The organism is Bhargavaea ullalensis (genome assembly GCF_042432615.1).
Classification (GTDB): domain Bacteria; phylum Bacillota; class Bacilli; order Bacillales_A; family Planococcaceae; genus Bhargavaea; species Bhargavaea ullalensis.
Map to the genome: position 1 here is coordinate 18,589 of NZ_JBHLWY010000023.1, position 25,495 is coordinate 44,083.

The following is a 25,495-nucleotide window of genomic DNA, read 5'->3' on the forward strand; positions in this document are numbered from 1 at the left end:
ATCATTGTCCGTCCCTTTCCGCCGCCGATTTGCGCACCCGGTATTTCCGGATGGCCCGGACGGTGCATTCGTACACGCCGCGCCCGATCGCTCCGCCGAGTTCCGTAACGGTGCCCGCGTAAGGATATCGGACCCCCGTCTGAGTGGCTGCAATGAGCAGGCTGTCGGTCGAGGTTCCGGTGGCGACGGTGCCGGTGAGCGGGTCCAGCACTTCTTCGGCGTGCATCGCCTTTGTCTTCGCCTCGGTTGCCGTCACCATCCCCTGGATGAGCGCTTCGTCGGTAAGGTGTCCGTTGACGATCACCCATGTGTTGATCGTGCCGGCATACATCTCCCGCCCGGCCCCGATCGATGCATCCACCGCGTTTCCGACGCCCGCGGTCACGCAGACGACGACAGGGGCATCCGGCGTGCCGTATTCACCGATGACGGCGTCCTCCGTCATCGCGGCGGTCATCATGGCGGCCGTCTGGGAAAGCGGGAATCCGTTGCCTGACAGCCAGTCACGCATTTCGGCCGTTGCATCATCGGATCGGTAGCCGGCGTCCACATGCCGGTTGACGAAGTGGCGGAACCATCCGGCCCCCGCCTGGTGGACGGCGGAGGAGATGGCCTTGACCGGCACCTCGGCATCCAGATGTACGAATTGTCCGGATACCTTGATGTCTTCCTTTTTCACTGCCCGTTTCCGCTCCGGCGGACCCTCGCCCGGCAGGAGGGTGATCTGCGGCTTCGGGATTTCCGGATGCATGCCCGCCTTCACCCGGGCGGAATAAACGGCATTGATCTTTGCTTCATCGACCACCGCGTCCGGTGTGCCGATGGCAGCGACTTCACCCCGGTCAAGGAGCAGCAGCCGGTCGCAATAAAGCGAAGCCAGGTTGATGTCATGGAACACCGACACGACGGTCAGTCCGTTTTCCGTCGCCTGCAGGCGGATCGTATCGAGAAGCTGTTGCTGGTGGGCGATGTCGAGATGATTGGTCGGCTCATCCAGCAGCAGGACCGGCGCTTCCTGGGCAAGCGCCTGTGCGACAAACACCCGCTGGCGCTCCCCTCCTGACATGAATTCGATCTGCGTGTCACGGTAGCGGGTGACGCCCATCTTGTCCATTGCATCCGCGACGGCCCGCTCGTCCCGCTCCGACCAGGCCGAGAACAGTCCCGACTGGTGCGGATAGCGGCCGAGGGCCACCGTTTCAAAGACGCTATGGGAAAATGTATCCGCCTGAAGCTGCGGCAGAACGGCCACCTGCCGGGCAAACTCTTTCCGCGAATACTCACGGACGGTCTTTCCCGCCACAGTCACCGTCCCGGAATCCGCGGGCAACAGTCCGCTCAGCATTTTCAGGAGCGTCGACTTGCCGCTTCCGTTCGGTCCGAGAATGCCGAGCATCTCGCCTTTTCCGACTTCGAACGATACCGAGCGGACGACCGGCGAATCGCCGTATCCGCCCGTCAGTTCTCTTACCTCAAGCATGCCGCAACGCCCCTTTCCTCCGTTGTCTGTAGAAAATGAATGCAAACACCGGCGCGCCGATGAATGACGTGATCACCCCGACCGGCAGTTCGGTCGGCGAAATGATCGTCCGTGCGATGAGGTCGCAAAGAATCAGCAGCGACGCTCCGTTCATGAGGGACAGCGGCAGCAGGTGCCGGTGATCGGTCCCCCACAGGATCCTCGTCATGTGCGGGACGACGAGGCCGACGAATCCGATCGTGCCGGACACCGCGACGGCGGAACCGGTCAGGATCGAGCCGCCGCCGAGGATCATCCACTTGCGTTTTTTGACATCGACGCCGAGGTGATGCGCACGTTCCTCGCCAAACAGCATCGCGTTGAGCTCCCGGCGGCAAAGCCAGAGCATAAGCGCGCCGATGAACATGAACGGCCACACCATCCAGATGTATTTCCAGCCGCGCATCGACACGCTTCCGAGCAGCCAGCCGATGATCTGGCGGAGCTCCTCGCCGGTGAGCGCGATCATGAGCGACAGCAGCGAGCCGAGAAACGAGCCGAAGATGACGCCGGTCAAAATGATCGTTTCCATTTTGAGCGACCGGTCGACTGCCCTCGAGAACCCGATGACGAGCAGCAGCACCGCCATCGCGCCCGCCATGCTGAAGACGGGCAGCGTGTAAGATCCGAACAGGCCGAGTCCGAAAAAGAGTGTCGCCACGGCGCCCACCGAGGCACCGGACGACACTCCGAGGGTGTAGGGATCCGCAAGCGGGTTTTTAAGCAATCCCTGAAAAGCCGCCCCCGCCATGGCGAGGGATCCTCCGACAAGCCCCGCGAGCACAACGCGCGGCATGCGGATTTTCCACAGGATGTTCGAGGCGGTTTCATCCGCTGCCGGATCCCACAGCACCCTGAGCGGTACTCGCACCGTCCCGATCGACACGCCGAGCCAGATCGCCGCAAGGAGCACGGCGGTGGTCACGATGTAGGCGAACAGGCGCTTGTTCATGTCAGGCCGCCTGATCGTCTTCGTCTTCGGCCTGGTCATCCGCCTGGCTTTCTCCGAAGATGTCGGGATAAACCGCCTTGGCCACGGCTTCCAGGCCTTCTGCAAGGCGAGGACCCGTCCGGCTCGTCGTGTTTTCATCCACACGGACGACTTGTTTGTCCTTGATCGCCGCAATTGCGTCAAAGCCTTCGCGGTCATACACGGCATCGACCGCGCTGTCGTCCCCGTACATGACCATGATCACATCCGGATTGCGGTTGACGATTTCTTCAGGATCCATCATGACCCAGCCTTCCTGGTCACCCGCGACATTTTCCGCATGGATCATATCGAGGAACTGCTGCATGAACGTGCCGGCACCCGGCGCATAGATTTCAGGAGCCGGGGAAGTTTCGACGAATACTTTCTTCTCGTCTTTCACTTCTTTCGCCTTTTCTTCGATCTCGGCAACCTTCGCTTTCATGCCTTCGACGACTTCATCGGCTTCCGTTTCATGGCCGGTCAGTTTGCCGATCTGGTTGATGGTGCTGTATGTCTCTTCAAAGTTGGTCGCATTTTTAACGACAAACACGGTCAGGCCCGCGTCACGGAGCTGCTGGAGCCCTTCTTCGCCCGTTCCGAGTCCGGATTCATGGGCAAAAACCACATCGGGATGGAGCCCGATGATTTTCTCTACATTGAATTCAAGTCCGCCAATTTTTTCGATGTCCTGGACTTCTTCCGGGTAGTCATCGTAATCATTGACACCGACAACCTTGTCTCCCGCTCCGATTCCGAACAGGATTTCCGTGTTGCTCGGCATCATGGAGACGATGGTTTCAGGTGCCTGTTCAAGCGTGATTTCATTGCCGACCGCGTCGGTCTCCGTCACAGGGAATGTTGCCTGTTCGCCGGACTTATCGCCATCCTGCTGGTCGGCAGTTCCTTCTTCCTGTTTCATCTGAGGCTCATCGGCCTTGTTTCCGTTTGATCCGCACGCCGTCAAAAGCAGCGCTGCCAGGAAAACGGCCATCCATTTGATCCATTTCTTGCTCATTGTTGCTGTTCCCCCTGTCGATGAAGTTTGCGAGAATCGAAAAACCCCCGCACTCGGCGGGGGTCCAATCAAACCGGCAGGACGGCATGCGGAAAAACGACCGCAGCCTGCCGAGACAGGCGCCGTGCCACACCGGCCTGTCCTCGCAGGCGCAATTCGGGTGTTTCCGCGAAGGCAGGTTTCCTGACTTGGGGCGTCTGCGTTCGCAGCGCCGCTCACAGTGGCGGGACCGTGCCGGACTTTCACCGGCTTCCCTTTTACCCCCGGAACGGGGCACCTTCGCGTCATCCGTCGCCGGGCTGCAGCTGGCACCCCGGCAGACGGATATTCAATTCTTCCTCAATTTAATCAGAACCCGCGGAATTTGTCGAGGGGCGGGCGGGATAAAGATAAGGTTTTGCCTGATAAAGATAACGTTCACCCGGATAAAGATAACGTTCCATGTAATAAAGATAACGCTCTCCCCGATAAAGATAACGCTCCCCGCACTTATGGAAAAACCGGCCGCAACGGGCCGGTTTTTCATTCGTTCTATCGATTACATCCTGACCGGGGCGTCGACGCCGATGAGGCGGAGGGCGTTGGCGATGGTGGTGCGGGTTGCCGTGACGAGGGCGAGGCGCGCCTCGGACAGTTCTTGGTTGTCCGGATCGACGACTTTGTCGGTGCTGTAGAACGTATGGAATGCGGCGGCAAGTTCATGGATATACGTCGCCACACGGTGAGGCGCACGCAATTTGGCGGCGTCGGCCACGACCTGCGGGAAGTCGCCGAGCTTGCGCATGAGATCAAGCGCCTTCTCGGAATCCAGCAGCCGGTCCACATGATCCGTCGAAGCGAACAGTCCGGCATCGTCCGCCTGGCGCAGGATCGAGCAGATGCGGGCATGGGCATATTGCGCATAGTACACCGGGTTTTCATTGGACTGCGAGACGGCGAGGTCGAGGTCGAAGTCCATCTGGGAGTCGCCGGAACGCATGACGAAGAAGTAGCGGACCGCATCGAGGCCGACCATGTCGACGAGCTCACGGAGCGTGACCGCCTTGCCGGTGCGCTTGCTCATCTTGAACTTTTCGCCGTCTTTGTAAAGCTGGACCATCTGGGCGACGAGCACCTCAAGCGTGTCTTTGTCGTAGCCGAGCGCTTCGATTGCCGCCTTCATGCGCGGAATGTAGCCGTGGTGGTCGGCACCCCAGATGTTGATGAGCTTGTCGAACCCGCGCTGGAGCTTGTCTTCATGATAGGCGATGTCCGGAAGAAGATAAGTGTAGGACCCGTCCTGCTTGATAAGCACGCGGTCTTTGTCATCCCCGAAGTCGGTCGAGCGGAACCAGGTGGCGCCGTCTTCCTCGAACACATGGCCGTTCTCTTTGAGTTTGTCGAGCGCTTTGTCGATCTTGCCGTCCTCGTAAAGGGACGTTTCGGAGAACCAGACATCGAAATTCACCCGGAAGGCGGCGAGGTCCTGCTTCAGCTTGTCGAGTTCGACGCCGAGGCCGTGCTTGCGGAACCACTGGAACCGCTCTTCTTCCGGCATGTCCGCAAATCTGTCGCCGTGCTCTTTCGCCAATGCTTCGGCGATGTCGATGACGTCCTGGCCATAGTAGCCGTCTTCCGGCATCTCCGCTTCCCTGCCGAGCGCCTGGAAGTAGCGGGCTTCGATCGACTTCGCAAGGTTGTTGATCTGATTGCCCGCATCGTTGATGTAGTATTCGCGGGACATGTCATACCCGGCAAAGTCCATCACGTTGCAGAGGGAATCGCCGAGGGAGGCGCCGCGGGCATGGCCGAGGTGCAGGTCGCCCGTCGGGTTCGCGGAAACGAACTCAACCTGGACCTTTTCGCCGCCGCCGGCATTGCTCCGGCCGAAGTCCTCCCCTTTTTCCAGAACATCCTTGACCACTTCGCCGAGATAATCCGGCTTCAGCGTGATGTTGATGAAGCCGGGGCCGGCGATGTCCACCGAGCGGATCGGCGTGCTGTCCGTGTTAAGGTTCGCGATGATGGCTTCGGCAATTGCGCGCGGCGGCTTTTTTGCGATTTTCGTCAGCTGCATCGCAATGTTCGTCGCATAGTCGCCGTTGTCTTTGTTTTTCGGCGTTTCGATCATGACTTCCGGCAGTGCAGTTTCTTCCGCAAAGCCGGATTTTTCGACGGCCGCTCCGATTGCGTCTTTCAACTGCTGCTGCACCTGTTCCACAATGTTCATTGTTTTCCCTCCGAATAAATGAATTCTACTTCGTATGTCCCGATGTCCTGGCCGCCCGAAATGAGCCGGTACACTGCCAGGAACTTGCCGCCGGCCGGATCGAATTTCATCGTCTGCGTCCGCACCGTGAGCGGGAGTTCCATCTTCCCGACGCCGTAAGTGCCGGGCCGTTCTTCGCCCAGAACGAGCGGCAGCCGCATCGTCACGTCGCCGCCGCGCATGATGAGCGCTTCGTCGTGTCCCATGCGGACAGTCGTCCGGATTTCACGGCCGTCCATCTTCTCCTCAAAGCGCAGCCACAGCCGGCCGCCCCGCTCGATCAGATGCCCGTCCGCTTTCACGATATGCTTCGCCGGGGGCTCACCCGGCTGCGTGATCGTCGAGATGAGCCGGATGGCAGCGGCTCTTCCTTCCGCCGGATTGTTCATCTTCCTGCCTCCGTTCATGAAAATCATTCCCTTATTATAGCCCGTCCGGACACAGCATTTCAATGAATGCCGGGAGGCGGGCTGCCGGAGATAGAAAAGATGGTATAATCAAGAAAATGGACGGGGCCGCGGATGAGGCGCTGTTTGCGGCAAAATCACACAGGCGGAATCGGGTGGAATCATGGGTGCCGGGACAGCCCGGCATGCCGCCCGGACACTGACCGGATGTCTGAGGCGGGAACATCGTCTATAATGAATCCAATGAATGGCATGCTTCAGGACGGGGCCGCCGTTCCTCAGTTTGGAAAAATTCCGGAAACTCAGCGTCCTGAATTTGGAGGGGGCCCTTTTGCTTTATCAGCTCGCCGTTAACTTCTGTATCTTGTTCACGTTCTCCATCATCAGCTACTGGCCGTTCCAGGACCGCGGGCGATTCAGGATCCCTTACCCGAAACTCCATCCGGTGCTGATTGGTCTGACGGCCGGCGTGACCGCCACGTTTCTCCTGGCGGCATCCGTCCGGCTTGAGGGCGGAGTCTTCGTCGATGCGCGAATTTCGGTCATCGTCATTTCGGGCATTTTCGGCGGACCGGTCGCCCCGGTCATCGCGGCAGCCGTGGTCGGCCTGGTCCGGATCGGGATGTCCGGATTCGCGGGCGCCGGTCTCGTCGCGGGGCTGAACGCCGTGTTCATCGGCATCGCAGCGTCGGGATTCTTTGCCTGGAAAGGCTCGTCATTCCGGACCGCCCGGCTGTTCTTCCATTTTGCCGTACTGGAGACGGCCGTCGTCCTGATCTTCCTGCTGCCAAAAGGAGCCGGGGTCGTCATGAACACGGCCATGTTCATCGCGTATTCGTATTTGTCTTATTTCACCGTCACGGTGATCTTGAGAGAACTGAACAGCCACTTCAAGAAACTCGCCGGCATCGAAAAGCTTTCCAAGACCGATTTCCTCACCGGACTCAACAACAGCCGGTCCTTCGGCGAAATCATCAGCTCGATGCTGGAAGACGGCACCCGCCCCGTGTCCCTGGTCCTGTTTGACATCGACCGGTTCAAGAAAGTCAATGATACATACGGCCACCCCGTCGGCGACGAAGTGCTGACGGAACTTGCCGGGAGAATTCGCCGTTGTGCCCTGCCCAAGGGTGCGGTTCTTTCCCGGAACGGCGGCGAGGAATTTTCCGTGCTGCTTCCGGGGATTGCGGAAGACCAGGCACTGTCCGTTGCGGAGAAGCTGCGCAGGGCGGTGGCCGGCAATCCGTTCATCCTCGACGGCGGCCTGTCGATCCCCGTGACGATTTCACTCGGGGTCTGCTCGTTTCCCGGGCAAGCTGAAGATACAAAGCAGTTGTACCAACGAGCGGATGAAGCGCTGTACACCGCCAAGCAGACCGGCCGCAACCGGGTTGTTGCCTGGACGCCCCGAACCGAATCCATCGCAAAAACGTGATGTCCCAAACCGGGCATCACGTTTTTCGCGGTTTATTTTACAAAGCCGAGCAGCATTTCGCGGAACAGCTTGCTCGCCGTGTTCACCGTTTGTTCAGACGGATCAAAAACGGGCGCCACCTCCACCAGATCAAAGCCGGCGACCCGGACGTCCGAGCGGGCGATTTCATGGATGGACGCGAGCAGTTCGCGGGAAGTGATGCCCCCGCAGTCGACGGTGCCGGTGCCGGGTGCATGTGCCGGATCGAGCACATCGATGTCGATTGTCACGTAGACCGGGCGGCCCGCAAGCGTCGGCAGGATCTCCTTCAACGGCTCGAGCACGTCGAATTTTGAAATGTGCATGCCGTTTTCACGCGCCCAGTCAAATTCTTCCTTCATGCCCGACCGGATGCCGAACGAGTAGACATTGTGCGGGCCGATCTGCTCGGCGATCTTGCGGATCGGCGTCGAATGCGACAGCGGCTCTCCTTCGTATTCCGTCCGCAGATCGGTGTGAGCGTCCATATGGATGATCGCAAGGTCCGGATATTTGGCCGCCGTTTCCTGCATGGCCGGAAGCGACACGAGATGCTCGCCGCCCATGCCGGCAGGGATTTTGCCGTCCGACAGCAGCTGGCGCACAAAGCCGCCGATCAGCTTGAGCGATTTTTCCGCATTGCCGAACGGCAACGGAATATCTCCGGCGTCAAAGTAACGGATATCATCGAGTTCGCGGTCGAGATACGGGCTGTATTCCTCCAGGCCGATCGACGCTTCGCGGATCCGGCCGGGGCCGAACCGTGAGCCCGGACGCCAGCTCACCGTCCAGTCCATCGGCATGCCATAGATGACGGCGTCGGCTTTGCCGTAGTCGGTGCCGCTTTTGATGAACACATTGCCGGAATACGCTTCCTCGAATCTCATTCGCCTTCCCCTTCCGCCAGGTCCTTGACGAATTTCGGCAGGACGAAAGCCGCCTTATGCAGTTCGTCTGTGTAGTACTTCGTGTCGATCTCATGGAATCGGCTTTCCTCCACTTGGAGCGGATCATACTTTTTTGAGCCGAGCGTGAAGCACCAGAGGCCGCTCGGATAAGTCGGGATGTTCGCCGTGTACATCTTCGTGACCGGGAAAATCTCCCGGACATCCTTTTGGACCTGGCGGATCAGGTCCGCCTTGAACCACGGATTGTCCGACTGCGCGACAAACAGCCCGTCTTCCTTGAGCGCCTTGGAAATGCCGGCATAGAACCCTTTTGTGAACAAGTTGACCGCGGGGCCGACCGGTTCCGTGGAGTCCACCAGGATGACATCATATTCGTTTTCGGACTCGGCGATGTGCATGAAGCCGTCGCCGACCCGGACATCGACGCGCGGGTCTTCCAGCTTGCCGGCAATGGACGGAAGGTACTTCTTTGAATACTCGATGACCTTCCCGTCGATGTCGACAAGGACCGCAAGCTCCACTTCCGGGTGCTTCAGCACTTCCCGGATGACGCCGCCGTCCCCGCCGCCGACGACGAGCACTTTTTTCGGATGGGGGTGAGTGAAGAGCGGCACATGCGCCACCATTTCATGGTAGACGAATTCATCCCGCTCCGATGTCATGACCATCCCGTCGAGAAACAGCATGTTCCCCCACTCTTCCGTTTCCGCCATCTCCAGCAGCTGGAAATCCGTCTGCTCGACATGGTGCGTCCGCTTGATCTTCATCGTGATGCCAAAGTGTTCCGTCTGCTTTTCTGTATACCAAAGGCCTGCCATTTTAAAGTAAACCCTCCTTATGCTTCACTGTCCCGCCGCCCGCATTCCGTGCGGGCCTCTTGGAAACTAAGCTTCATTATAAGGCCTCAGACGCCGCTTGCAACCATTTTTTGCATGGCCCGGCGAGAAGATGAAGAGGTTCGCGATTTCCCGTTCATGGAATGACGAGCGCACGGTCCGGCCGGCCTGAACGGCAACGAATCCCGGTGCGGATGGTTGAAATGGCGCCAGACTGCGCATACTCGGGGAAAACGGCGAAAGGCGGCGAAAGGATGAGACGGTCGCAGATCAGGCGAAAGCGGAGGCGGCAGGCGGCAGTCCGGCGGGGCCTGCTTTTATTGGTGAGCCTCGGCGTGGCGGCCGGGGTGATGTACGGGGCGTTTCTGCTTTATATCCGGGCGGCGGGCCCGCCGGCGCTGGATGTGCCGTCGGCGACTGTGTTCCTCGACCGGAACGGCCATCCGATCGGCGACCGGCATTCGGGCGAGCGGCGCTACCCGGCTTCCCTGACCGAAATTTCGCCGTTCCTGCAGGATGCATTCGTTGCGGTGGAAGACAAGGATTTCCGGGAACATAAGGGGTTTGATTATTCCCGGATCGCCGCGGCGGTGCTCAAGGATGCGAAGGCGTTCCGCAAAGTCGAGGGTGCCAGCACAATCACCCAGCAGTATGCCCGGAACTTGTACCTTTCCCACCACAAGACCTGGTCCAGGAAGATCAACGAGGCGGTGTACGCCCGCCGGATCGAGACGTTTTATGACAAGGACACCATCCTGGAAGGCTACTTGAACACGGTATATTTTGGGCACGGAATGTACGGGGCCGAGGCGGCGAGCCGGTTTTATTTCGGCAAGGATGCGGATGAGCTGACGCTGGCCGAAGCCACGCTGATGGCGGCGGTTCCGAAAGGCCCGTCGGTTTATTCCCCGGTCGATCATCCGGAAGCGGCGAGGAATCGGCAGAAAATCATCCTCGGCGCAATGGTCAGGCAGGGCTACATCACGGAGGACCAAGCAGATCATGCGCTGGCCGAGCGGGTCGTGCTCAAGTCCGGCGAGTGGGACGGGGCGAAAAAGTCGGCGCCCTATTTCCTGGATGAAGTGTGGCGGGAAGCGGAGTCGATCCTGAAAGCGGAGGGACGGAACATTGCCGAGGGCGGCTGGACGATCAAGACGACGCTCGATCCGCACCATCAGAAAATGGCCGAAGCCGCCGCGGCCCGGTGGCTTCCCGAAAACGGCCTTCAGTTCGGGTTCGTCTCGATGGAGCCTGAAACAGGGCGGGTCACGTCGATGATCGGCGGACGGGACTACGCGGAAAGTCCGTATAACCGGGTGACGCAGGCGGAGCGGCAATCCGGTTCGGCCATGAAGCCGGTGCTGTATGCAGCGGCGCTTGAAGAGGGCTTCACCCCGCTGACGTTCCTGAAAAGCGAGCCAACCGTGTTCACCTATGACGACGGGCGGCAGACGTACGAACCGCAGAACGTCAACGGGAAATTCGCCGAGCGTCCGATTTCACTCGCCCAGGCGCTCGCCATATCCGACAACATCTATGCCGTGAAAACGCTCGAGGAAATCGGGTACAAACCGTTCAAGGACATGGCCGCCCGACTCGGCATCAGCGGCAAGTTCACGGACGCGCCGGCAACCGCGCTCGGCACGGCCGAAGTGACGCTCTACGAAATGACCGGCGCCTATAATCGGATTGCCGCGCACGGACTTCGAATCGAGCCGACGACGATTGTGTCCATTTCCGATGCTTCCGGCAAAGTCATCTACCGTCAGGAGCCCGAAACGAAACGGCAGGTGATGGATCCCGCCGATGCCTACGTCCTCACCGAGATGATGACCGGCATGTTCGATCCGGTGTTCAGCGACTATTCCCCGGCAACCGGACTTTCGCTCCGTCCGAGACAGACCCGCCCGTACGCGGCGAAATCCGGAACGACGCTGTCCGACCAATACTTGATCGGCTACTCCCCGGCACTCACCGCCGGCATCTGGGCCGGGTTCGACGAAGGCCGCCAGCTCACCGAAAACAGCGACAAGATGGCCGCAAAGAAAATGTGGATCGAATTCATGGAAGATGTGCATTCCGGCACGCCACCCGAAGCCTTCCAGAAACCGGACGGCGTCACCGGCGTCATCGTCGACGTGGAAACCGGCGGCCTCGCCGTCGACGGCTGCGGAAAACAGCGGCTTGTCTATGTGCGGGAAAAAGACGTCCCGAAGAAACTGTGCACGGACCCCGCACTCCGTCTGGACCGCTCAACCGACACAAAAGACGGCGGCCCCCTCCGCCTATTCCCGTTTTCGTTCTTTGAATGAGTGGGAGCCTGGGTGGATCCGTCCGGTTTAAGCCCCGATCCGTACGACTCAGAGCCGGATCCGTACGACTCGCGGCTCGAGGGACTAACCTGTACGACTCATGGCCGGATCCGTCCGGTTCAAGCCGTAATGCGTACGACTCAGAGCCGGATCCGTACGACTCGCCCCTGGAGGGATTAACCTGTACGACTCAAGGCCGGATCCGTACGACTCGCGGCTCGAGGGGCTAACCTGTACGACTCGCGGCCGGATCCGTACGGTTCAAGCCCCGATCCGTACGACTCAGAGCCGGATCCGTACGACTCACCCCTGGAGGGATTAACCTGTACGACTCATGGCCGGATCCGTCCGGTTCAAGACCCGATCCGTACGACTCGCGGCTCGAGGAACTAACCTGTACGACTCAAGGCCGGATCCGTACGGTTCAAGCCCCGATCCGTACGACTCGTCCCCGATTCCGCCACTCAACCGCCTCAATAAAAAACCCGACCCGCCACCGGAATCCTCCGGGGCGGGTCGGGTTTTGCCTGCCGTGCCGCTACGCGCGGCAGGCTGTCCTAGCTTGTATTCAGCAAGCATTATTTAAAGTTTACTCCCTTTTGCGGCCGGGTTCAACCGTCTGCCGCCGGTTCGGAAAAACTGTCAAAGATCGTTCATATTTTCGGGCTGGAACGTTTATTCGGCCACGTTCAGACTTTCAAACAGTTCCGGACTGCTGTTTCTCCACAGCTCCTCGTTGTGGCTCTTCAGGAAATCGGCCAGGATCTCTTTCGCCCTGTCATCCATTCCGTCAACGATGATCTTCCGCTTGATCGACTTGTCCAGCAGATTGACATGGTCCGCCAGCACTTTATAGCCGCGGCGCTTTTCCCGGTTGATGACCATTTCCGCAGCCGTGACGCCTGCGTAATACGGTCCGTCTTCCTTGTAGTCGATCGTCACCCAGACGAGCCAGTACGGCTTGCCGCCTTCGGAATCTTCCCGGTTGACGGTGAACTTAATGCCCCGTTCGGTGAGGCTCCGCGCATGCATGGCCCCCATCTCGACCTGTGCGGTTCCTTCATCAACATCGACGATGACAGGAGACACGTTCTCAAGAGACAGGGAGCTCCTGCCGAATCCCTTGTGCCCGTCGATCGGATCGTCCCGGAGAATCGTGAACCCCATTTTTGGCTTTGGCTTATTATCGTTCGCCATGGTCAAGCACCCCCTCAACTGCCATTATATCCATTCCGCCGGCCGTATAAAAGGCGCGCGCTTCACTGGCGGATGCAGCCGGCCAGTTCGTCCATGAAGCTGAACGCTTCCGCGATCTCCGCCTCCGAAAAGTTCAGCTTATTCTTGACGATATGTAAATTGGTGATCTGTTCTTCGCGCGGCAGGTGGTCAAAGTAAAGAAGCGTCGACACGAGCTCCAGGAAACGGGAACTTTTTTCCTTCATCCTGACGATGCAATCGCCGAGCGCGGCCGGGGCCTCATCCGCTTCCCCGATGAACCGGCTGCCCTCTTCTGTCACTTTGTAGCTGTATTGCATATACGATCCCTTGTCCTCTGGCGTTTCGTCGAGGAATCCCATCTCGCACAACTCCTCGACACGCAGCGTCAGCTCTTCCGAATAAGGCCCGTACATATGCAGTTCGTATTTTTCCTGAAACGGGAAATCCATCTTCTTGGCAATGTAAATCATCTTCTGCAGTTTCTTACGTCCCGTCACGCCGTCCGCCATGGAGACGAACTGCACAATCTTCGCATGCTCCCGAAGCATTTCACTCTCTCCCTTCGGTTCTACCGAGAATGTCCAGGATCTGCTGCCTGAACACTTTCTTCTTCCTGCCTTCCCGGAGCAAGTTCTCCGGGAAATACAATTTATGGTCGGTCCGCCGTTTGCCGCTGATCGCATCGACGATGTCGGACTCCCGGGACAGTTCCCGCAATTCTCCGTCCGGCATGAGCAGATGGATCGGCAGCCGCTCCTCTTCCTCGCCCGGCCGGTAAAAGTCATACGGCAGGTCCGAAGAGGAATCCACGACAAGATAATAATCCGGGTCGATCCCGGCTTTCCGGAACAGTGTCTCGAGTTCCCCGAGTTTCCGGTATTCTTTCGCCGGGTTGAAGTCAATGTACTGAAACAGGCGGCGGTTCACAAAACGGTCGCACAAGTCGGCGAGAATCTCGTCTTCTTCCTTCATCCACATCTGAAAATACGTCATGAGGATGTATTCGTCGAGGTCCAGGTATTCCTGCAGATCGATCGACTTCCCGAAAAACGACCGGAAGTGGACCGGGTCTTGCTTGAACGTATACCCTTCTTCGCTCAGGAATTTCGCCCTCTGCAAAATTTTCACGAGAATCACTTCTGCAGACCGGGAAACCGGATGGAAGTATACCTGCCAGTACATCTGGTAGCGGCTCATGATATAGTCTTCGACCGCGTGCATCCCGCTCAGCTTGATGACGGCCTGGTCTTCCTCCGGCCGCATGACGCGGAGGATCCGCTCCATGTCGAAATGGCCGTAGCTGACCCCCGTGAAATAGGCGTCACGCTGGAGATAATCCATGCGGTCGGCGTCAATCTGGCTGGAAATCAGGGAGACGACGAGCTTGTCCGGATAAGTTTTGCCGATGACGTCAGCCACTTTTCTCGGAAACTCTTCGCTCACCCGGCGCAGCACCGCATTCACCTCGGTGTCGCCCAAGAGGATCTGCTGCGTGTAATATTCGTGATCAAGGTCGAACACCTTCTCGAACGCGTGCGAAAACGGGCCGTGCCCGAGATCATGAAGCAGCGCCGCACACAGCGTGACGAGCCGCTCCGAGCCGTTCCAGTGAGGACGCCCGCTGAAGTTGTCGTCGATGATCCGGCGCACGATTTCATAGACGCCAAGCGAGTGGTTGAACCGGCTGTGCTCCGCTCCGTGGAAAACAAGATTGGTTGTGCCAAGCTGGTGGATCCGCCGCAGCCGCTGGAATTCCTTCGTTGCGATGAGATCCCAGATGACCCGGTCGCGCACATGGACGTAGCGGTGCACCGGATCCTTGAACACTTTTTCTTCCTTCAATTTCTCATTGGCATACTGCATATGGCACCCCCCGCAAAAAACGTTCGGTTCCCCCAGTATACCCCTTCCAACTCTCCTTGGGAATCCGCCCGGCAGACTTTCAATTTTCGGAGAATCAATCAAAATCAAGCGAACCGGCGGAGAAATCGACAAGTGGCCCTGCAGAAGCGGCTCCCGGTTGCGGAGCTGTCCGCCTAAGTGCGATCGTGCTTCTCTAGGTGCGATCGAGCCTCTCTAAGTGCGAAACCAACCTTCTAGGTGCGAAACCTGTCCTCTAAGTGCGAAACCAGCCCTCTAAGTGCGAAACCTATCCTCTAAGTGCGAAACCAACCTTCTAAGTGCGAAACCTCTCCTCTAAGTGCGAACGCGCCGCCCTAAGTGCGAATCCAACCCGCTAACTGCGAAACCCTCATTACCCTCTTGTCTCACCACTCTCTATCCCACTTCCCGATGAGGCTCTTTTCCTATTTGAGAAGTCTTTGGAAAATATAAAAGAGACCGTATAAAACAAAGGCTTCCCGTACAGACTGCATGCAAGGAAACAGACTATGAAGATGGCAGGAGGACTCTAAATGGTGAAAGTCAGACAGGATGCTTGGCTTGAAGAGAACGACCAGTTGCTTGCAGAGACGGTGTTGCGGCATGTCCGAGATGGCAGCACGCAGTTGAATGCATTTGAGGAAGCCGGGGATGCGATGAACCGGACGGCGGCGGCCTGCGGGTTCCGCTGGAATGCGGTGGTCCGGAAAGAATATGAGAAAGAACTTGCCGAAGCGAAAAAGGAGCGCAAGGAAACGATGCGTGCGCTCGGGAAAGATTTCCGCCGGAACAATGCGGGACTTTACGTTGTCGGCAACGACGGCGAAAGCGTGAGCGGCGCCCCTCTACGCCTGTCGAACCTGTCGCTTGACGTCGTCATCGCCTACCTGATGCGCCTGCAGCATACCAACCCGGCAGGCCATGAAGCGATGAAGTGGCAGCGGGAAGCGACGGCGGCCGAACGGCGGATCGCCGAACTCGAACAGGAAGTCGGCAACCTTGAAAAAGAAAACAAGTCGATCCGCGAAGACTACGATCAGTTTGTCCGCATCATGAACCGTGCGCGCAAGCTGGTGACGCTTGACGGCGACGAGGCCGAGGCGCCTGCGTTCGGGATGGAGACAGACGGCAATCTCACAACAGACGAAGACAATCAGACGCACTCATAAATTCAAAAAGCTGCCGGTACCCACGGCAGCTTTTGCATTTGATTGATTCATTGAGGAAATCGGACTCTTAGCGGGGAGAATCGGACTCTTACAAGGCCGAATTGGACTCTTGCGCGGCCGAATCGGACTCTTAAACAGCCGAATCGGACTCTCGGCAAAACGCACCCGCCTTCACACACCCTCAAGCAGCTTCGCGTTCCGTTCAACGACGCGCTTCAGGTACTTGCCATACAAATCCACTTCTTCCCCTTCGAACAGATTTTGCCGCACGTCGCCGGACAGCACCCCCAGCAGCCGCCGGACGCGCGTGTTCAGTTCGAATGCCGTGACCGGTTTGCCGAGGAGCTCGGTGAGGGAGGCCATGACTTCGGGGCGGATCGACGGATACTCGAATTTCGTCTTCTCGCCTTTCAGGCCTGTCTCATAGACGTCGCGGATCAGTTCCGCCCGCTTTGCCCCGCTGCCGCCTGCGCACAGGTACACCTGGACGGCGATGCCGCCGCGGAGGCGCCGCTGGGAGATGCCGGCGAATTTCTTTCCGTCGATGCTCAGGTCATACGATCCCGGGCAGTACGAACCGACGATTTCATAGGCCTCGATCTGTTCCGCCGCTTCCGGGAGCAGGAGCCGGACGAATTCCAGCATCACTTCGTAGCCGGCCGGAATGTCGATCGGGCGGCCCTGTTCGGTCAGTGCAATCGTGATGTTCAGCACTTCTTCGTCGAGCACGACCGCCAGGCCGCCGGAATTCCGCACAATCGGGCGCCAGCCGTTCGTCTCCAGAAACGAAACCGCCTCTCCGATGTACGGAAGCCGGTGATCCTGAATCCCGAGCACGACGGTCCGGTCATGCACCCAAGTCCGCACGGCCGGAATGCTCTTCCCCTGGCCGACGAGATGGCAGAGCGTGTCATCCATCGCAAAGGATTCAAGTGCGGACCGGCCGAGACCGCTCACCGACTGATCGATGAAGCGCCAAGACGGCGGCTGCAGCAGGGCGGCCGTCAAATCCGATGTCTTGTCCATGTTCATTCTCCTGATCTGTTTTCCGGCACGCCGGAAATTCATTATTCTCCGTTAAGCATACACAAACGGGCCGTCGCAGAAAAGTACCGCTTCTTTTTACAAAAGTGTGACGCCGGACGCTCAGCCTCCTTCCTCGCATCCGTCTGTGCTACACTTGGGCTATCCGAATCAAAAGGAGTGTCATTCATATGATCGAAGCAGCAATCACACTTGACGGCTGGTACGTGCTCCATGACTTCCGCACGGTCGACTGGGCCACCTTTAAAGCGCTCCCCGCGGAGGAACGGAAAGCCGCAACCGATGAATTCATTGCTTTTCTTGACAAGCTCCAAAAGGCGGACGACGAAAAGACCGGCAGCCATGCCTTCTATACGGTCGTCGGCCAGAAAGCCGACTTCATGCTCATGATTCTCCGCCCGACGATGGACGAGCTTCAGAAGCTGGAAGCCGAGCTTAATAAACTCGCGATCGCCGACTACCTGATCCCGTCGTACTCCTACGTCTCCGTCGTTGAACTTTCGAACTACCTGGCGAAGGAATCCAACGAGGATCCATACCAGAACCCGTACGTCCGCGGCCGCCTGTATCCGGAACTTCCGCGCTGGCAGTACGTGTGCTTCTACCCGATGGACAAAAAACGCGAAGGCGAGGATAACTGGTACATGCTCGACATGGACCGCCGCCGCGAGCTCATGCGCAGCCACGGGATGATCGGCCGCGAGTATGCCGGAAAGGTCAAGCAGATCATCTCCGGTTCCGTCGGCTTTGACGACTACGAATGGGGGGTCACGCTTTTCTCCGACGACGTTCTCCAGTTCAAGAAACTCGTCTACGAAATGCGCTTTGACGAAGTGAGCGCCCGCTACGGCGTGTTCGGCTCTTTCTTCGTGGGCACGATCCTGCAGGGCGAAGACCGCAACACCTTTTTTGATGTGAAATAAAATCCGGAAACGGGCAGCCGCAATCGGGCTGCCCGTTTTTTTATTCCTTCAGATAGTCGTGAACTTCTTCCTCAAGCGTGAGGCGGTCCCAGTCGGTGAGTGCCGGTTCAAGACCGCGTATCTCTGCGCGCCGTTCCATGAATTCGCCTGCGAGGTAATAACCGAGCCGGGAAAAGCCGTGCCGGCGGCCGCCCGAAAGCCGGAACCATTCCATTTCATTGCCGCCGGTCCAGCCTCCGTCCATGTCTTTCAGGAACTCATCTTTGATCTGCCGCTTGTTCGCCATGAAAAATCCGTATCCCTCTTCCGGCAGCGTGCCGAACGACGTGTAGGACGGCTGGTCGAGTCCGGGGACGGCGAGCTTGGAAAGGTGGAGCGCCCCCCCTTCAGACATCAGGGTGACGGCCGGATGCGACCAGTCGACATGGCGCCACCACGTCTCCCCGCCCGCTTCCCCGGACATCCGGTACTGCACGACATGGCCGGTTTCGTGGGCGGCGACGAGGCGAAGATCATCGGGATCCGGTGACAGCATTTCCAGCGCATAGTAGGCATCGTTTTTTTCTTTGCCGCCGATGAATGCATTCGAGCCGAATGTGCCGACGAACAGATGGTGGTCCATGTGCGGGTCAATCCCGGTGAGTTCCCGGTAAGCCGCTTCCACTTTTTCGATTTCTTCCGGCAGCCGCTGTCCGGCAGCCTCGATGTCTTTAATCTTTCCCGGGTATTGCTCGATTGCGCGGATGAGGCGCTCATCGGTCTTCGGGCAGTGTTTCGGGAAGTATTCCTCGAAAAACCCCGGATATTCGGAGAAATAGGCTTCCAGTCCGTCTTTCGTCCTCAGCCTGCCGCTGTCATACCGCTGCATGAATTCATAAACCGTGTTGTCGATCGCCACTGTTTCTCTCATCTCCTGTCCGTTTTCATTGCTATACAGGAATGTACCCGCCCTCCCGCTCATATAGTCATTCCGAGGAGGTCAGGCGAAAGTGCGGGCCATGCCGCCGAAAATGATCGGAACGGTTGCACAGCCGGCAGAACTCGGGCCGCTCATAGCCGCACTGCGTTTCGCTTTCCATCACCAGGCGAATGCCGCCAATCCAATCCATAACATGAAAGGTGGATCCAGATGGTCCAGTATTATTGGAATCCGAACATCCGGCCGGTGCCGATGCAGCCGACCGTTCCACAGGGCACGATACCTCCGCAGGTGACCCTGCCCACAGGCCGGCCGCCGGCTCAGGGGGAAGAGTCGTACATCGAGAACATCCTCCGGCTCAACCGGGGCCAGCCGGGAACGTTCCACTTCTCATTCGAGCACGGTGAGCGGGGGACGACGACGAAGGTGGTCCGCGGGTTTGTGGAAGCGGCCGGCCGTGACCACGTAATTTTGCGCGAGGCACGGACCGACCACCGATTCTTGTTCCCGATGATCTACTTTGACTACGCGGAATTCGACGAGGAGCTGAATTACTTCAACCAGCAGCCGAGATGAAAAAAAGGACATCCCGACGGCAAAAGCCCGACGGATGTCCTTTTCCTTGTATGGGGGTTCAGCCGAGATGCTTGGCCGCGCCGATTGCGAGCATGAGCCACCCGATGATGAACGCGACGCCCCCGAGCGGCGTGATGGCGCCGAGCACGCCGATCTGCGTGAGTGCAAGCACGTACAGGCTGCCGGAAAACAGGATGATCCCCGCAAACAGCAGCCACCCTGCCCAGTTCAGCTGGGTGATATTGCCGAGCAGCGACGGGTGCTTCAGCACACCGATGATGATGAGGCCGAGCGCATGGTACATCTGATACATGGCGGCCTTTTCCCAGACGCTCATGTAATGGTCGTTCAGCTTGCCTTCCAGCCCGTGCGCGCCGAATGCGCCGGCCGCCACGGAAATCATGGCGTTGATCGCTCCGGCAATCAAAAAGAACTTCACTCATTTCCCCTTCTTTCGTTCTGTATGGTCTGTATCGGAGTCAGAAATCAAATATGGAGTTGCCGTTCGCGCCGTCTGCGTCTTGCGCAGGCGCCGTCATGGTCGCCTGAGGAGCGGACAGCGGCAGCGGTTTCACTTCCGGCATCCCGTTTTTCGGCCTGTCGCCGAGTGCGACGTCCGCGAGCGACCGGATTGCCGCCAGGGCCTCCCGCCGCCTTGATTCATCGGAGGAATTCTTCGCGTCGCGCAGCTGCTTTTCCATTTCTTCAAAGATCCGTTCGATCGGCACCATCCGATCTCCCTCCATTCACTCACTTTATCATGTCCCGGCTTTTGGCGGGCGCACAATCCGGTGACCATTATACCGCAATGATCCACCCGGCACTACGCCTTTGTTCTGCACCAGTCGATCTCTTCTTCGCCCCACCGCCGGAGCTGTTCGTTCACTTTCGAGAACGGCTTGCTGCCGAAAAACCCCCGGCTGGCGCTGAGCGGGCTCGGATGCGGCGACTCGATCACCGCATGCCGTGACAGGTCGATGAGCTGCTTTTTCTGCTGGGCGGGCTTGCCCAACAGGACGAAGACGACCGGCTTTTCCCGCTCCGACAGCTTGCGGATCACTTCGTCGGTGAGCGTCTCCCAGCCTTGTTTCCGGTGGGAGTTCGCCTCGCCCGCTCGGACCGTGAGCACCGTATTGAGCATCATGATGCCCTGATTTGCCCACCCGGTGAGCGTGCCGTCCTCCGGCTCCGCGCAGCCGATGTCCGCCTTCAGCTCCTTGAACACATTGCGCAGGCTCGGCGGCTTGCGCACGCCCGCCTTCACCGAGAAGCTCAGGCCGTGCGCCTGTCCCGGGCCGTGGTACGGATCCTGGCCGAGGATGACGGCCTTCACTTCTTCGTACGGCGTCAGCTCGAACGCCGTCCAGATGTCATGCATCGGCGGGTAGATCTCCCGGCTGCTGTATTCCTCCTTCAGAAACTCGCGCAGCTTCAGGTAATACGGCTTTTCGAATTCCCCTTCCAGCTCGCCCTGCCAGTCGTTGCTCAAAATATCCTTTGCCAACAGGCATCACTCCTTGAATTTCACTTGAACGTCATACCCTGCGAATGAAAACATTTCCTTCAGCGCCGTTTCCGCGTTCCGCCGCGCCGTTTCCAGCACTCCACGCTCGGTCGCTTCTTTGGTGATGAGCGCCTGCGCTTCCCTGGCGAGGTCATAGCCTTCCTGGATGTCGGCTTTGCTTCGGAACAGGCCTTCCTGCGAATAAATCTCCACATCATCGAACCGGATTTCAGGATCGCCGAGGAATTGCGGTTCCGGAACCTCGATCCGGACCGTTTCTGCCTCGGTGTCAATCCGGATGTCTTTTTCGCCGACTTTGGAGAAATCAATCCCGGCCTTCACCGACCCCGGGATGACGACGAGCAGATGGCGCTTCGTACCCGGGATGTCGAGTCCGATGCTTTGTCCGAACAGCTCATTGTCCGAGCGTTCGATGATCACTTTCGTGTAGGCTTCCGCGGTCGCCAGTTCACTCAGCGCCTGAACCCGCTCGACGACCGCACCTTTTTGCTCCATGAATGTGCTGCCGCCGACAAGCATCCGGATGGCGATGAACGTAACGATCAGGATCAGGGCGAGCAGCGGAACGGCGATCCAGAGAAACGTCTTGAGCGCACGCCGACCTTTTCCCTTTTGCCCGGGGCCGGCTGACGGTTCATCGCCGGCTGCCGGCGCGTCCCACACTTCGTCGACCGTCACGGCCGACTCTTCCTCCTCCCGGTTCCGGCCGGTGTTTCTTTCTTTCCAGTCCGCCATCTTCCGCCTCCTTCCCCGCCCGTTCGGCGGTTGACTCTCTGATTCTATTAATATTACCCGATTCCCGGCCGGAAAACGCGTGCAGGAGGGGCCAGGCAGCCGGAAAGCGGCTGGAAGTGATTTCTTGGCAGAAATTTCGATAATCCTGTGAATTCCTGTTACAATAAAATGAGAATTCACTTTGAAAAGGAGTCTTCATGATGGCACTCAAAAAGACACTCACCATTGCAGGATCCGATACGTCCGGCGGTGCCGGCCTCCAGGCGGACCTGAAAACATTCCAGGAACACGGCACATACGGCATGACGGCCATCACCGTCATTGCGACGATGGACCCGGACAACAACTGGAGCCACGGCGTTTACACGCTGCCGATCGATGTCCTGAAAGAGCAGCTGAAGACAGCGCTCTCCGTCGGCATCGACGCGCTCAAGACGGGCATGCTGAGCACCGAGGAAGTCATCCGCACAGCCGGCGAAGGCATCCGGGATTCCGGCACGACACATGTCGTCATCGACCCGGTCATGGTGTGCAAGGGCGAAGACGAAGTGCTCAACCCGGGCACGGTCGGCGCCATGGTCGAATACCTCCTTCCCGTCGCGGAAGTGGCAACGCCGAACCTGTTCGAAGCCGGACAGCTCTCCGGCCTCGGTGCACTGACGACGGTCGATGACATGAAAAAAGCCGCTGAAAAGATCCACGGGCTCGGCGCAAAGCATGTCGTCATCAAAGGCGGAAAGCAGCTCCAGCATGACAAGGCGGTCGACCTGTACTTCGACGGCAGCCGGTTCCTCCTCCTTGAAACAGACAAAATCGACACAACCTACAACCACGGGGCCGGCTGCACATTCGCAGCGGCGATCACGGCCAACCTCGCGAACGGCCTTGATGTCCGGGATGCCGTCCTCGAAGCGAAGAAATTCGTTGCAGCCGCCATCCAGCACGGCTGGCAGCTCAACCAATTCGTCGGCCCGGTCCTCCACGGCGCGAAAAACCAGTTTGAGACTCCGGAAGTAACGGTGAAAGAAATCTGAAAAAACGGCCGGGCGCCTGATGCCCGGCCGTTTTTATACGCTTGCAGCAAGCGGGCCCGTTTGTCCGGCCGGCCGGATTGTCCAACCCCCCCCCCCGCAAGCGCGGAAATCGCATTTGGGGCGGATATTCTCTATACTTGATCAAGTGAGAAGTTTATTGGGAGGGCTGAATGGCTGATGGAAAAAGTGAACCGGGAGGATCTGCAGCGCCACATCGACGCGTTTGCCGGCAAAGAGGTGTACCTCCACCTTGAGACGACGAACGGTTCGTATGCGGCCCATTTTAACGAAGGGTTTTTCAACGCGGGAGCGTTCATCCGGAACGTGCAGGTGCGCTTTGAACTCGGCAAGGTCGTCGGGGACTCGCCGCACCGCGTCGGACTGAAGCTGCCGCACGGCTGGGTGTACGCTCAGGGCATCACCCATTATGAAATTGATGAATATGGCCGCCTCCTCATGGCCGGGCTCGAAGGCAGCGGAAAGCTCGCCGTCGCACTCGAACTGAGCGAGACGCCATTTGCTTATTAAGGAGTGAAGCGGAATGCCAATTGAAAAAGAACGCCGCGTGCTCGTCGTCTTCCCTCATCCCGATGACGAAGCATTCGGCGTATCGGGAACGATCTCAAGCTATATTCAAATGGGCGTACCGGTTACATATGCCTGCCTGACGCTCGGTGAAATGGGCCGGAACCTCGGCATGCCGCCGTTCGCGACCCGTGAAACGCTGCCGGAGATCCGGAAGAAAGAACTGAAGGCCGCCTGCGCGGCGATGGGGCTGGATGATCTCCGCATGATGGGCCTCCGGGACAAGACGGTCGAGTTTGAGGATGACGAGAAGATGGTCCAGCTGGTCACGGATCTGATCAACGAAACCGCTCCTTCGCTCATCATCACATTTTATCCGGGCTACTCCGTCCATCCGGACCATGAAGCAACGGCACGCGCGGTTGTCCGTGCCGTGCGCCGCATCCCGGAAGCCGGCCGGCCGAAGTTGTATACGGTCGCATTCGCAAATGAAACGGACCACGATCTCGGTGCGCCGGATGTTGTTCATGACGTCACAGACATGCTGGAACGGAAGATCAACACGCTGAATGCCCATGCTTCCCAGACCGCCTGGCTCATGGCGGAAATGGAGCCGAAGATCCGGGCAAAGGATCCCGAGGCACTCGAGCGTTTTGCAAAAGAGAAATTTTATAATTACCGCTGGCACGACGATTTTGAAGAAACATTTTGACGAAGCCCCCTCTCCTTGATATCTTGGGAGAGGGGGTTTTTCTTGTCCGGAATTAACTGAATTCACTCACTTCAAATGGAGTATTTACTTATTCATTAAAGTGAATTATTATGTATCCTATCGAATTCAGCCACCCGGGAAAAATAGAAGATGGGGGAAAAAGAAAATGAAGAAATTCAATGCGTCGACGTGGACCTGGTTCCTCATCCCGTCGATTATCGGCGTCTTCCTGTTCATGGTGCCGATCAAATATGAAGGCGACTGGATCGTGCCGATCGCCATACTCGCCAATTGGCTGGCGGGTTGGATCGTCCCGGTCATCGAGTGGATCGCCGTGGCCGTCCTGTCCGCTGCGGCGCTCGGCTCGGTCATCATGCTGTTTGCACCGAAGAAGGCGCCGGAAGAGCGCACCTTCTGGGAAAACCTGTTCGGGGTCTCCCTGTTCTGGACGATCGTCCGCATCCTCGGCGCAGTGTTTGCCATCATGACCGCGTTCAAGCTTGGACCCGAAGCAGTATGGAGCGGCAACACCGGCGGGCTGCTTCTTGATCCGGCGGAAGGGCTCGTAACGTTCCTGTTCACCATCTTCATCTTTGCGGGGCTGCTTCTGCCGCTGCTCATGAACTTCGGGCTCCTAGAATTTTTCGGAACGATGATGGTGAAAGTGATGCGGCCTCTGTTTAAATTGCCGGGCCGCTCGTCGATCGACGCGCTCGCCTCTTGGGTCGGTGACGGAACGATCGGCGTCCTGCTCACGGACAAGCAATACCAGGAAGGACATTACACGAAAAAAGAAGCAACGATCATCGCCACGACGTTCTCTGTCGTTTCAATCACTTTCTCGATCGTCATCATCGGAACGGTCGGAATGGAAAAGTACTTCCTTCCGTTCTACGGAACTGTTGTCGTGACCGGCCTCATCTTGGCGCTCATCATGCCGCGGATTTATCCGCTTTCCCGCAAAAAAGAGGAATACATAGACGGGCGGAAATTCACCGGCGAAGAAGAGAAAGTTCCTCCGGGTTACAACGTGATCACACACGGCCTGGAGAACGCCCTGTCCACGGCCGAGAAGAACCGTCATCTCGGCCGCACATTCAAGGACGGCATGAAAAACGTCTTTGACATGTGGTTCGGTGTCATTCCCGTTGTGATGGGCTTTGGTACGATCGCCCTCATCCTGGCTGAATACACCAGCCTCTTTCAGATCATCGGCAAGCCGTTTGAGCCGTACCTGGCGCTTCTTCAAATCCCTGAAGCCGCCGCAGCCGCTCCGCTCATGATCATCGGATTCGCCGACATGTTCCTGCCGTCAATCCTGGCGGACGGGACGATCACCTCGGAAGTGACGCTCTTCACTGTAGCTGCCATTTCCGTCGTGCAGCTCATCTACATGTCGGAAGTCGGCGGCCTGATCCTCGGGTCGAAAATTCCGGTCAACTTCTTCGAACTGTTCGTCATCTTCATCCTGCGCACGCTCATCGCGCTCCCGATCATTTCGGTCATTGCACATATGCTGTTCTGAATCAAGCGAAGCCGGCACCCTTTGTGGGAGTGCCGGCT

Annotated in this window: 25 protein-coding genes and 1 riboswitch; of the genes, 9 read left to right on the forward strand and 16 right to left on the reverse strand. The window is 58.3% G+C overall.

The window, feature by feature from the left end; translation table 11 throughout:
- Position 1: 1 nt before the first annotated feature.
- The 5 genes from ACFFIY_RS06320 to ACFFIY_RS06340 all read right to left on the reverse strand — a co-directional run bounded on the left by ACFFIY_RS06320 (position 2) and on the right by ACFFIY_RS06340 (position 6,144).
- Complete coding sequence (locus tag ACFFIY_RS06320; protein ID WP_354197181.1) at positions 2–1,480, reverse strand: adenosylcobinamide amidohydrolase; 1,479 nt, start codon at positions 1,478–1,480, stop codon at positions 2–4.
- Complete coding sequence (locus tag ACFFIY_RS06325; protein WP_354197250.1) at positions 1,473–2,471, reverse strand: FecCD family ABC transporter permease; 999 nt, start codon at positions 2,469–2,471, stop codon at positions 1,473–1,475. The genes ACFFIY_RS06320 and ACFFIY_RS06325 overlap by 8 nt, the downstream gene beginning before the upstream one ends.
- A 1-nt stretch (position 2,472) precedes the next feature.
- Complete coding sequence (locus tag ACFFIY_RS06330) at positions 2,473–3,507, reverse strand: ABC transporter substrate-binding protein (RefSeq protein ID WP_354197179.1); 1,035 nt, start codon at positions 3,505–3,507, stop codon at positions 2,473–2,475.
- A gap of 156 nt (positions 3,508–3,663) precedes the next feature.
- A riboswitch (cobalamin riboswitch) is annotated at positions 3,664–3,803 on the reverse strand.
- Between the two features lie 242 nt (positions 3,804–4,045).
- Positions 4,046–5,716 carry an arginine--tRNA ligase gene (argS, locus tag ACFFIY_RS06335; RefSeq protein WP_354197177.1) on the reverse strand — a complete coding sequence of 557 codons (1,671 nt, stop codon included), beginning with the start codon at positions 5,714–5,716 and terminating at the stop codon, positions 4,046–4,048.
- Entirely contained in the window at positions 5,713–6,144 is a 432-nt protein-coding gene (locus tag ACFFIY_RS06340) for a YwiB family protein (RefSeq protein ID WP_354197175.1), read from the reverse strand. The genes argS and ACFFIY_RS06340 overlap by 4 nt, the downstream gene beginning before the upstream one ends.
- Before the next feature lie 349 nt (positions 6,145–6,493).
- Between ACFFIY_RS06340 and ACFFIY_RS06345 the strand changes: the two genes are divergently transcribed.
- Positions 6,494–7,597: a GGDEF domain-containing protein gene (locus tag ACFFIY_RS06345; RefSeq protein WP_354197173.1), complete on the forward strand. Its 1,104-nt coding sequence runs from the start codon at positions 6,494–6,496 to the stop codon at positions 7,595–7,597.
- Positions 7,598–7,629: 32 nt separating this feature from the next.
- On the opposite strand, the gene speB is transcribed toward ACFFIY_RS06345, so the two are convergent.
- Together speB and speE are read right to left on the reverse strand one after the other, a co-directional pair.
- A complete protein-coding gene (gene speB / locus ACFFIY_RS06350; protein WP_354197171.1) occupies positions 7,630–8,502 on the reverse strand; it encodes an agmatinase in 873 nt (290 codons plus the stop codon).
- Positions 8,499–9,341, reverse strand: coding sequence for a spermidine synthase (speE, locus tag ACFFIY_RS06355; protein WP_354197169.1), 843 nt, complete (start codon positions 9,339–9,341; stop codon positions 8,499–8,501). The genes speB and speE overlap by 4 nt, the downstream gene beginning before the upstream one ends.
- Positions 9,342–9,613: 272 nt before the next feature.
- On the opposite strand from speE, the gene ACFFIY_RS06360 reads away from it, so the two are divergent.
- Positions 9,614–11,671, forward strand: coding sequence for a transglycosylase domain-containing protein (locus ACFFIY_RS06360; RefSeq protein ID WP_354197167.1), 2,058 nt, complete (start codon positions 9,614–9,616; stop codon positions 11,669–11,671).
- A gap of 675 nt (positions 11,672–12,346) precedes the next feature.
- Here ACFFIY_RS06360 and ACFFIY_RS06365 read toward each other — a convergent pair.
- The 3 genes from ACFFIY_RS06365 to ACFFIY_RS06375 all read right to left on the reverse strand — a co-directional run bounded on the left by ACFFIY_RS06365 (position 12,347) and on the right by ACFFIY_RS06375 (position 14,752).
- A complete protein-coding gene (locus ACFFIY_RS06365; protein WP_354197165.1) occupies positions 12,347–12,868 on the reverse strand; it encodes a YwhD family protein in 522 nt (173 codons plus the stop codon).
- A 62-nt stretch (positions 12,869–12,930) separates the two neighbouring features.
- Positions 12,931–13,437, reverse strand: a complete 507-nt coding sequence (locus tag ACFFIY_RS06370; RefSeq protein ID WP_354197163.1) for a YwgA family protein — start codon at positions 13,435–13,437, stop codon at positions 12,931–12,933.
- Between the two features lies 1 nt (position 13,438).
- Complete coding sequence (locus ACFFIY_RS06375; RefSeq protein WP_354197161.1) at positions 13,439–14,752, reverse strand: HD domain-containing protein; 1,314 nt, start codon at positions 14,750–14,752, stop codon at positions 13,439–13,441.
- Positions 14,753–15,303: 551 nt separating this feature from the next.
- Here ACFFIY_RS06375 and ACFFIY_RS06380 point away from each other — a divergent pair.
- A complete protein-coding gene (locus ACFFIY_RS06380; RefSeq protein WP_354197159.1) occupies positions 15,304–15,939 on the forward strand; it encodes an RsfA family transcriptional regulator in 636 nt (211 codons plus the stop codon).
- 171 nt (positions 15,940–16,110) lie between these two features.
- Here ACFFIY_RS06380 and lipL read toward each other — a convergent pair whose 3' ends face one another.
- Positions 16,111–16,965: an octanoyl-[GcvH]:protein N-octanoyltransferase gene (gene lipL, locus ACFFIY_RS06385; protein WP_354197157.1), complete on the reverse strand. Its 855-nt coding sequence runs from the start codon at positions 16,963–16,965 to the stop codon at positions 16,111–16,113.
- Positions 16,966–17,153: 188 nt separating this feature from the next.
- On the opposite strand from lipL, the gene hemQ reads away from it, so the two are divergent.
- Positions 17,154–17,906 (forward strand): hydrogen peroxide-dependent heme synthase, encoded by a 753-nt coding sequence (hemQ, locus tag ACFFIY_RS06390; RefSeq protein ID WP_354197155.1) that lies wholly within the window; start codon positions 17,154–17,156, stop codon positions 17,904–17,906.
- Between the two features lie 40 nt (positions 17,907–17,946).
- Here hemQ and ACFFIY_RS06395 read toward each other — a convergent pair whose 3' ends face one another.
- The gene (locus ACFFIY_RS06395; protein ID WP_354197153.1) at positions 17,947–18,816 is read right to left on the reverse strand and encodes a DUF2268 domain-containing putative Zn-dependent protease; all 870 of its coding nucleotides are present in this window, start codon (positions 18,814–18,816) and stop codon (positions 17,947–17,949) included.
- A 219-nt stretch (positions 18,817–19,035) separates the two neighbouring features.
- Here ACFFIY_RS06395 and gerQ point away from each other — a divergent pair, with 219 nt between their 5' ends.
- Positions 19,036–19,401, forward strand: coding sequence for a spore coat protein GerQ (gene gerQ / locus ACFFIY_RS06400; protein ID WP_376837207.1), 366 nt, complete (start codon positions 19,036–19,038; stop codon positions 19,399–19,401).
- A gap of 58 nt (positions 19,402–19,459) precedes the next feature.
- Here the strand turns inward: gerQ and ACFFIY_RS06405 are convergent, their stop codons facing one another.
- The 4 genes from ACFFIY_RS06405 to ACFFIY_RS06420 form a co-directional block, all read right to left on the reverse strand.
- Positions 19,460–19,840 carry a DUF423 domain-containing protein gene (locus ACFFIY_RS06405; RefSeq protein WP_354197151.1) on the reverse strand — a complete coding sequence of 127 codons (381 nt, stop codon included), beginning with the start codon at positions 19,838–19,840 and terminating at the stop codon, positions 19,460–19,462.
- Positions 19,841–19,880: 40 nt separating this feature from the next.
- Complete coding sequence (locus tag ACFFIY_RS06410; protein WP_354197149.1) at positions 19,881–20,147, reverse strand: YwdI family protein; 267 nt, start codon at positions 20,145–20,147, stop codon at positions 19,881–19,883.
- Positions 20,148–20,224: 77 nt separating this feature from the next.
- Complete coding sequence (locus ACFFIY_RS06415; protein WP_354197147.1) at positions 20,225–20,905, reverse strand: uracil-DNA glycosylase; 681 nt, start codon at positions 20,903–20,905, stop codon at positions 20,225–20,227.
- Between the two features lie 6 nt (positions 20,906–20,911).
- Positions 20,912–21,661 (reverse strand): DUF4230 domain-containing protein, encoded by a 750-nt coding sequence (locus ACFFIY_RS06420; RefSeq protein WP_354197145.1) that lies wholly within the window; start codon positions 21,659–21,661, stop codon positions 20,912–20,914.
- A 200-nt stretch (positions 21,662–21,861) separates the two neighbouring features.
- Here ACFFIY_RS06420 and thiD point away from each other — a divergent pair, with 200 nt between their 5' ends.
- The 4 genes from thiD to ACFFIY_RS06440 all read left to right on the forward strand — a co-directional run bounded on the left by thiD (position 21,862) and on the right by ACFFIY_RS06440 (position 25,457).
- Entirely contained in the window at positions 21,862–22,695 is an 834-nt protein-coding gene (thiD, locus tag ACFFIY_RS06425; protein WP_354197143.1) for a bifunctional hydroxymethylpyrimidine kinase/phosphomethylpyrimidine kinase, read from the forward strand.
- Between the two features lie 177 nt (positions 22,696–22,872).
- The gene (locus ACFFIY_RS06430; RefSeq protein ID WP_354197141.1) at positions 22,873–23,223 is read left to right on the forward strand and encodes a YojF family protein; all 351 of its coding nucleotides are present in this window, start codon (positions 22,873–22,875) and stop codon (positions 23,221–23,223) included.
- Between the two features lie 13 nt (positions 23,224–23,236).
- Complete coding sequence (gene bshB2 / locus ACFFIY_RS06435; RefSeq protein WP_354197139.1) at positions 23,237–23,932, forward strand: bacillithiol biosynthesis deacetylase BshB2; 696 nt, start codon at positions 23,237–23,239, stop codon at positions 23,930–23,932.
- 166 nt (positions 23,933–24,098) lie between these two features.
- Complete coding sequence (locus tag ACFFIY_RS06440; RefSeq protein WP_354197137.1) at positions 24,099–25,457, forward strand: YjiH family protein; 1,359 nt, start codon at positions 24,099–24,101, stop codon at positions 25,455–25,457.
- The last annotated feature ends 38 nt before the right edge of the window (positions 25,458–25,495 follow it).

Coding starts and splice junctions, on each gene's coding strand:
- ACFFIY_RS06320 (WP_354197181.1), bottom strand. CDS start 1,480: ATGCTTGAGGTAAGAGAACTGACGGGCGGATACGGCGATTCGCCGGTC.
- ACFFIY_RS06325 (WP_354197250.1), bottom strand. CDS start 2,471: ATGAACAAGCGCCTGTTCGCCTACATCGTGACCACCGCCGTGCTCCTT.
- ACFFIY_RS06330 (WP_354197179.1), bottom strand. CDS start 3,507: ATGAGCAAGAAATGGATCAAATGGATGGCCGTTTTCCTGGCAGCGCTG.
- argS (WP_354197177.1), bottom strand. CDS start 5,716: ATGAACATTGTGGAACAGGTGCAGCAGCAGTTGAAAGACGCAATCGGA.
- ACFFIY_RS06340 (WP_354197175.1), bottom strand. CDS start 6,144: ATGAACAATCCGGCGGAAGGAAGAGCCGCTGCCATCCGGCTCATCTCG.
- speB (WP_354197171.1), bottom strand. CDS start 8,502: ATGAGATTCGAGGAAGCGTATTCCGGCAATGTGTTCATCAAAAGCGGC.
- speE (WP_354197169.1), bottom strand. CDS start 9,341: ATGGCAGGCCTTTGGTATACAGAAAAGCAGACGGAACACTTTGGCATC.
- ACFFIY_RS06360 (WP_354197167.1), top strand. CDS start 9,614: ATGAGACGGTCGCAGATCAGGCGAAAGCGGAGGCGGCAGGCGGCAGTC.
- ACFFIY_RS06365 (WP_354197165.1), bottom strand. CDS start 12,868: ATGGCGAACGATAATAAGCCAAAGCCAAAAATGGGGTTCACGATTCTC.
- ACFFIY_RS06370 (WP_354197163.1), bottom strand. CDS start 13,437: ATGCTTCGGGAGCATGCGAAGATTGTGCAGTTCGTCTCCATGGCGGAC.
- ACFFIY_RS06375 (WP_354197161.1), bottom strand. CDS start 14,752: ATGCAGTATGCCAATGAGAAATTGAAGGAAGAAAAAGTGTTCAAGGAT.
- ACFFIY_RS06380 (WP_354197159.1), top strand. CDS start 15,304: ATGGTGAAAGTCAGACAGGATGCTTGGCTTGAAGAGAACGACCAGTTG.
- lipL (WP_354197157.1), bottom strand. CDS start 16,965: ATGGACAAGACATCGGATTTGACGGCCGCCCTGCTGCAGCCGCCGTCT.
- hemQ (WP_354197155.1), top strand. CDS start 17,154: ATGATCGAAGCAGCAATCACACTTGACGGCTGGTACGTGCTCCATGAC.
- ACFFIY_RS06395 (WP_354197153.1), bottom strand. CDS start 18,816: ATGAGAGAAACAGTGGCGATCGACAACACGGTTTATGAATTCATGCAG.
- gerQ (WP_376837207.1), top strand. CDS start 19,036: ATGGTCCAGTATTATTGGAATCCGAACATCCGGCCGGTGCCGATGCAG.
- ACFFIY_RS06410 (WP_354197149.1), bottom strand. CDS start 20,147: ATGGAGGGAGATCGGATGGTGCCGATCGAACGGATCTTTGAAGAAATG.
- ACFFIY_RS06420 (WP_354197145.1), bottom strand. CDS start 21,661: ATGGCGGACTGGAAAGAAAGAAACACCGGCCGGAACCGGGAGGAGGAA.
- thiD (WP_354197143.1), top strand. CDS start 21,862: ATGGCACTCAAAAAGACACTCACCATTGCAGGATCCGATACGTCCGGC.
- ACFFIY_RS06430 (WP_354197141.1), top strand. CDS start 22,873: ATGGAAAAAGTGAACCGGGAGGATCTGCAGCGCCACATCGACGCGTTT.
- bshB2 (WP_354197139.1), top strand. CDS start 23,237: ATGCCAATTGAAAAAGAACGCCGCGTGCTCGTCGTCTTCCCTCATCCC.
- ACFFIY_RS06440 (WP_354197137.1), top strand. CDS start 24,099: ATGAAGAAATTCAATGCGTCGACGTGGACCTGGTTCCTCATCCCGTCG.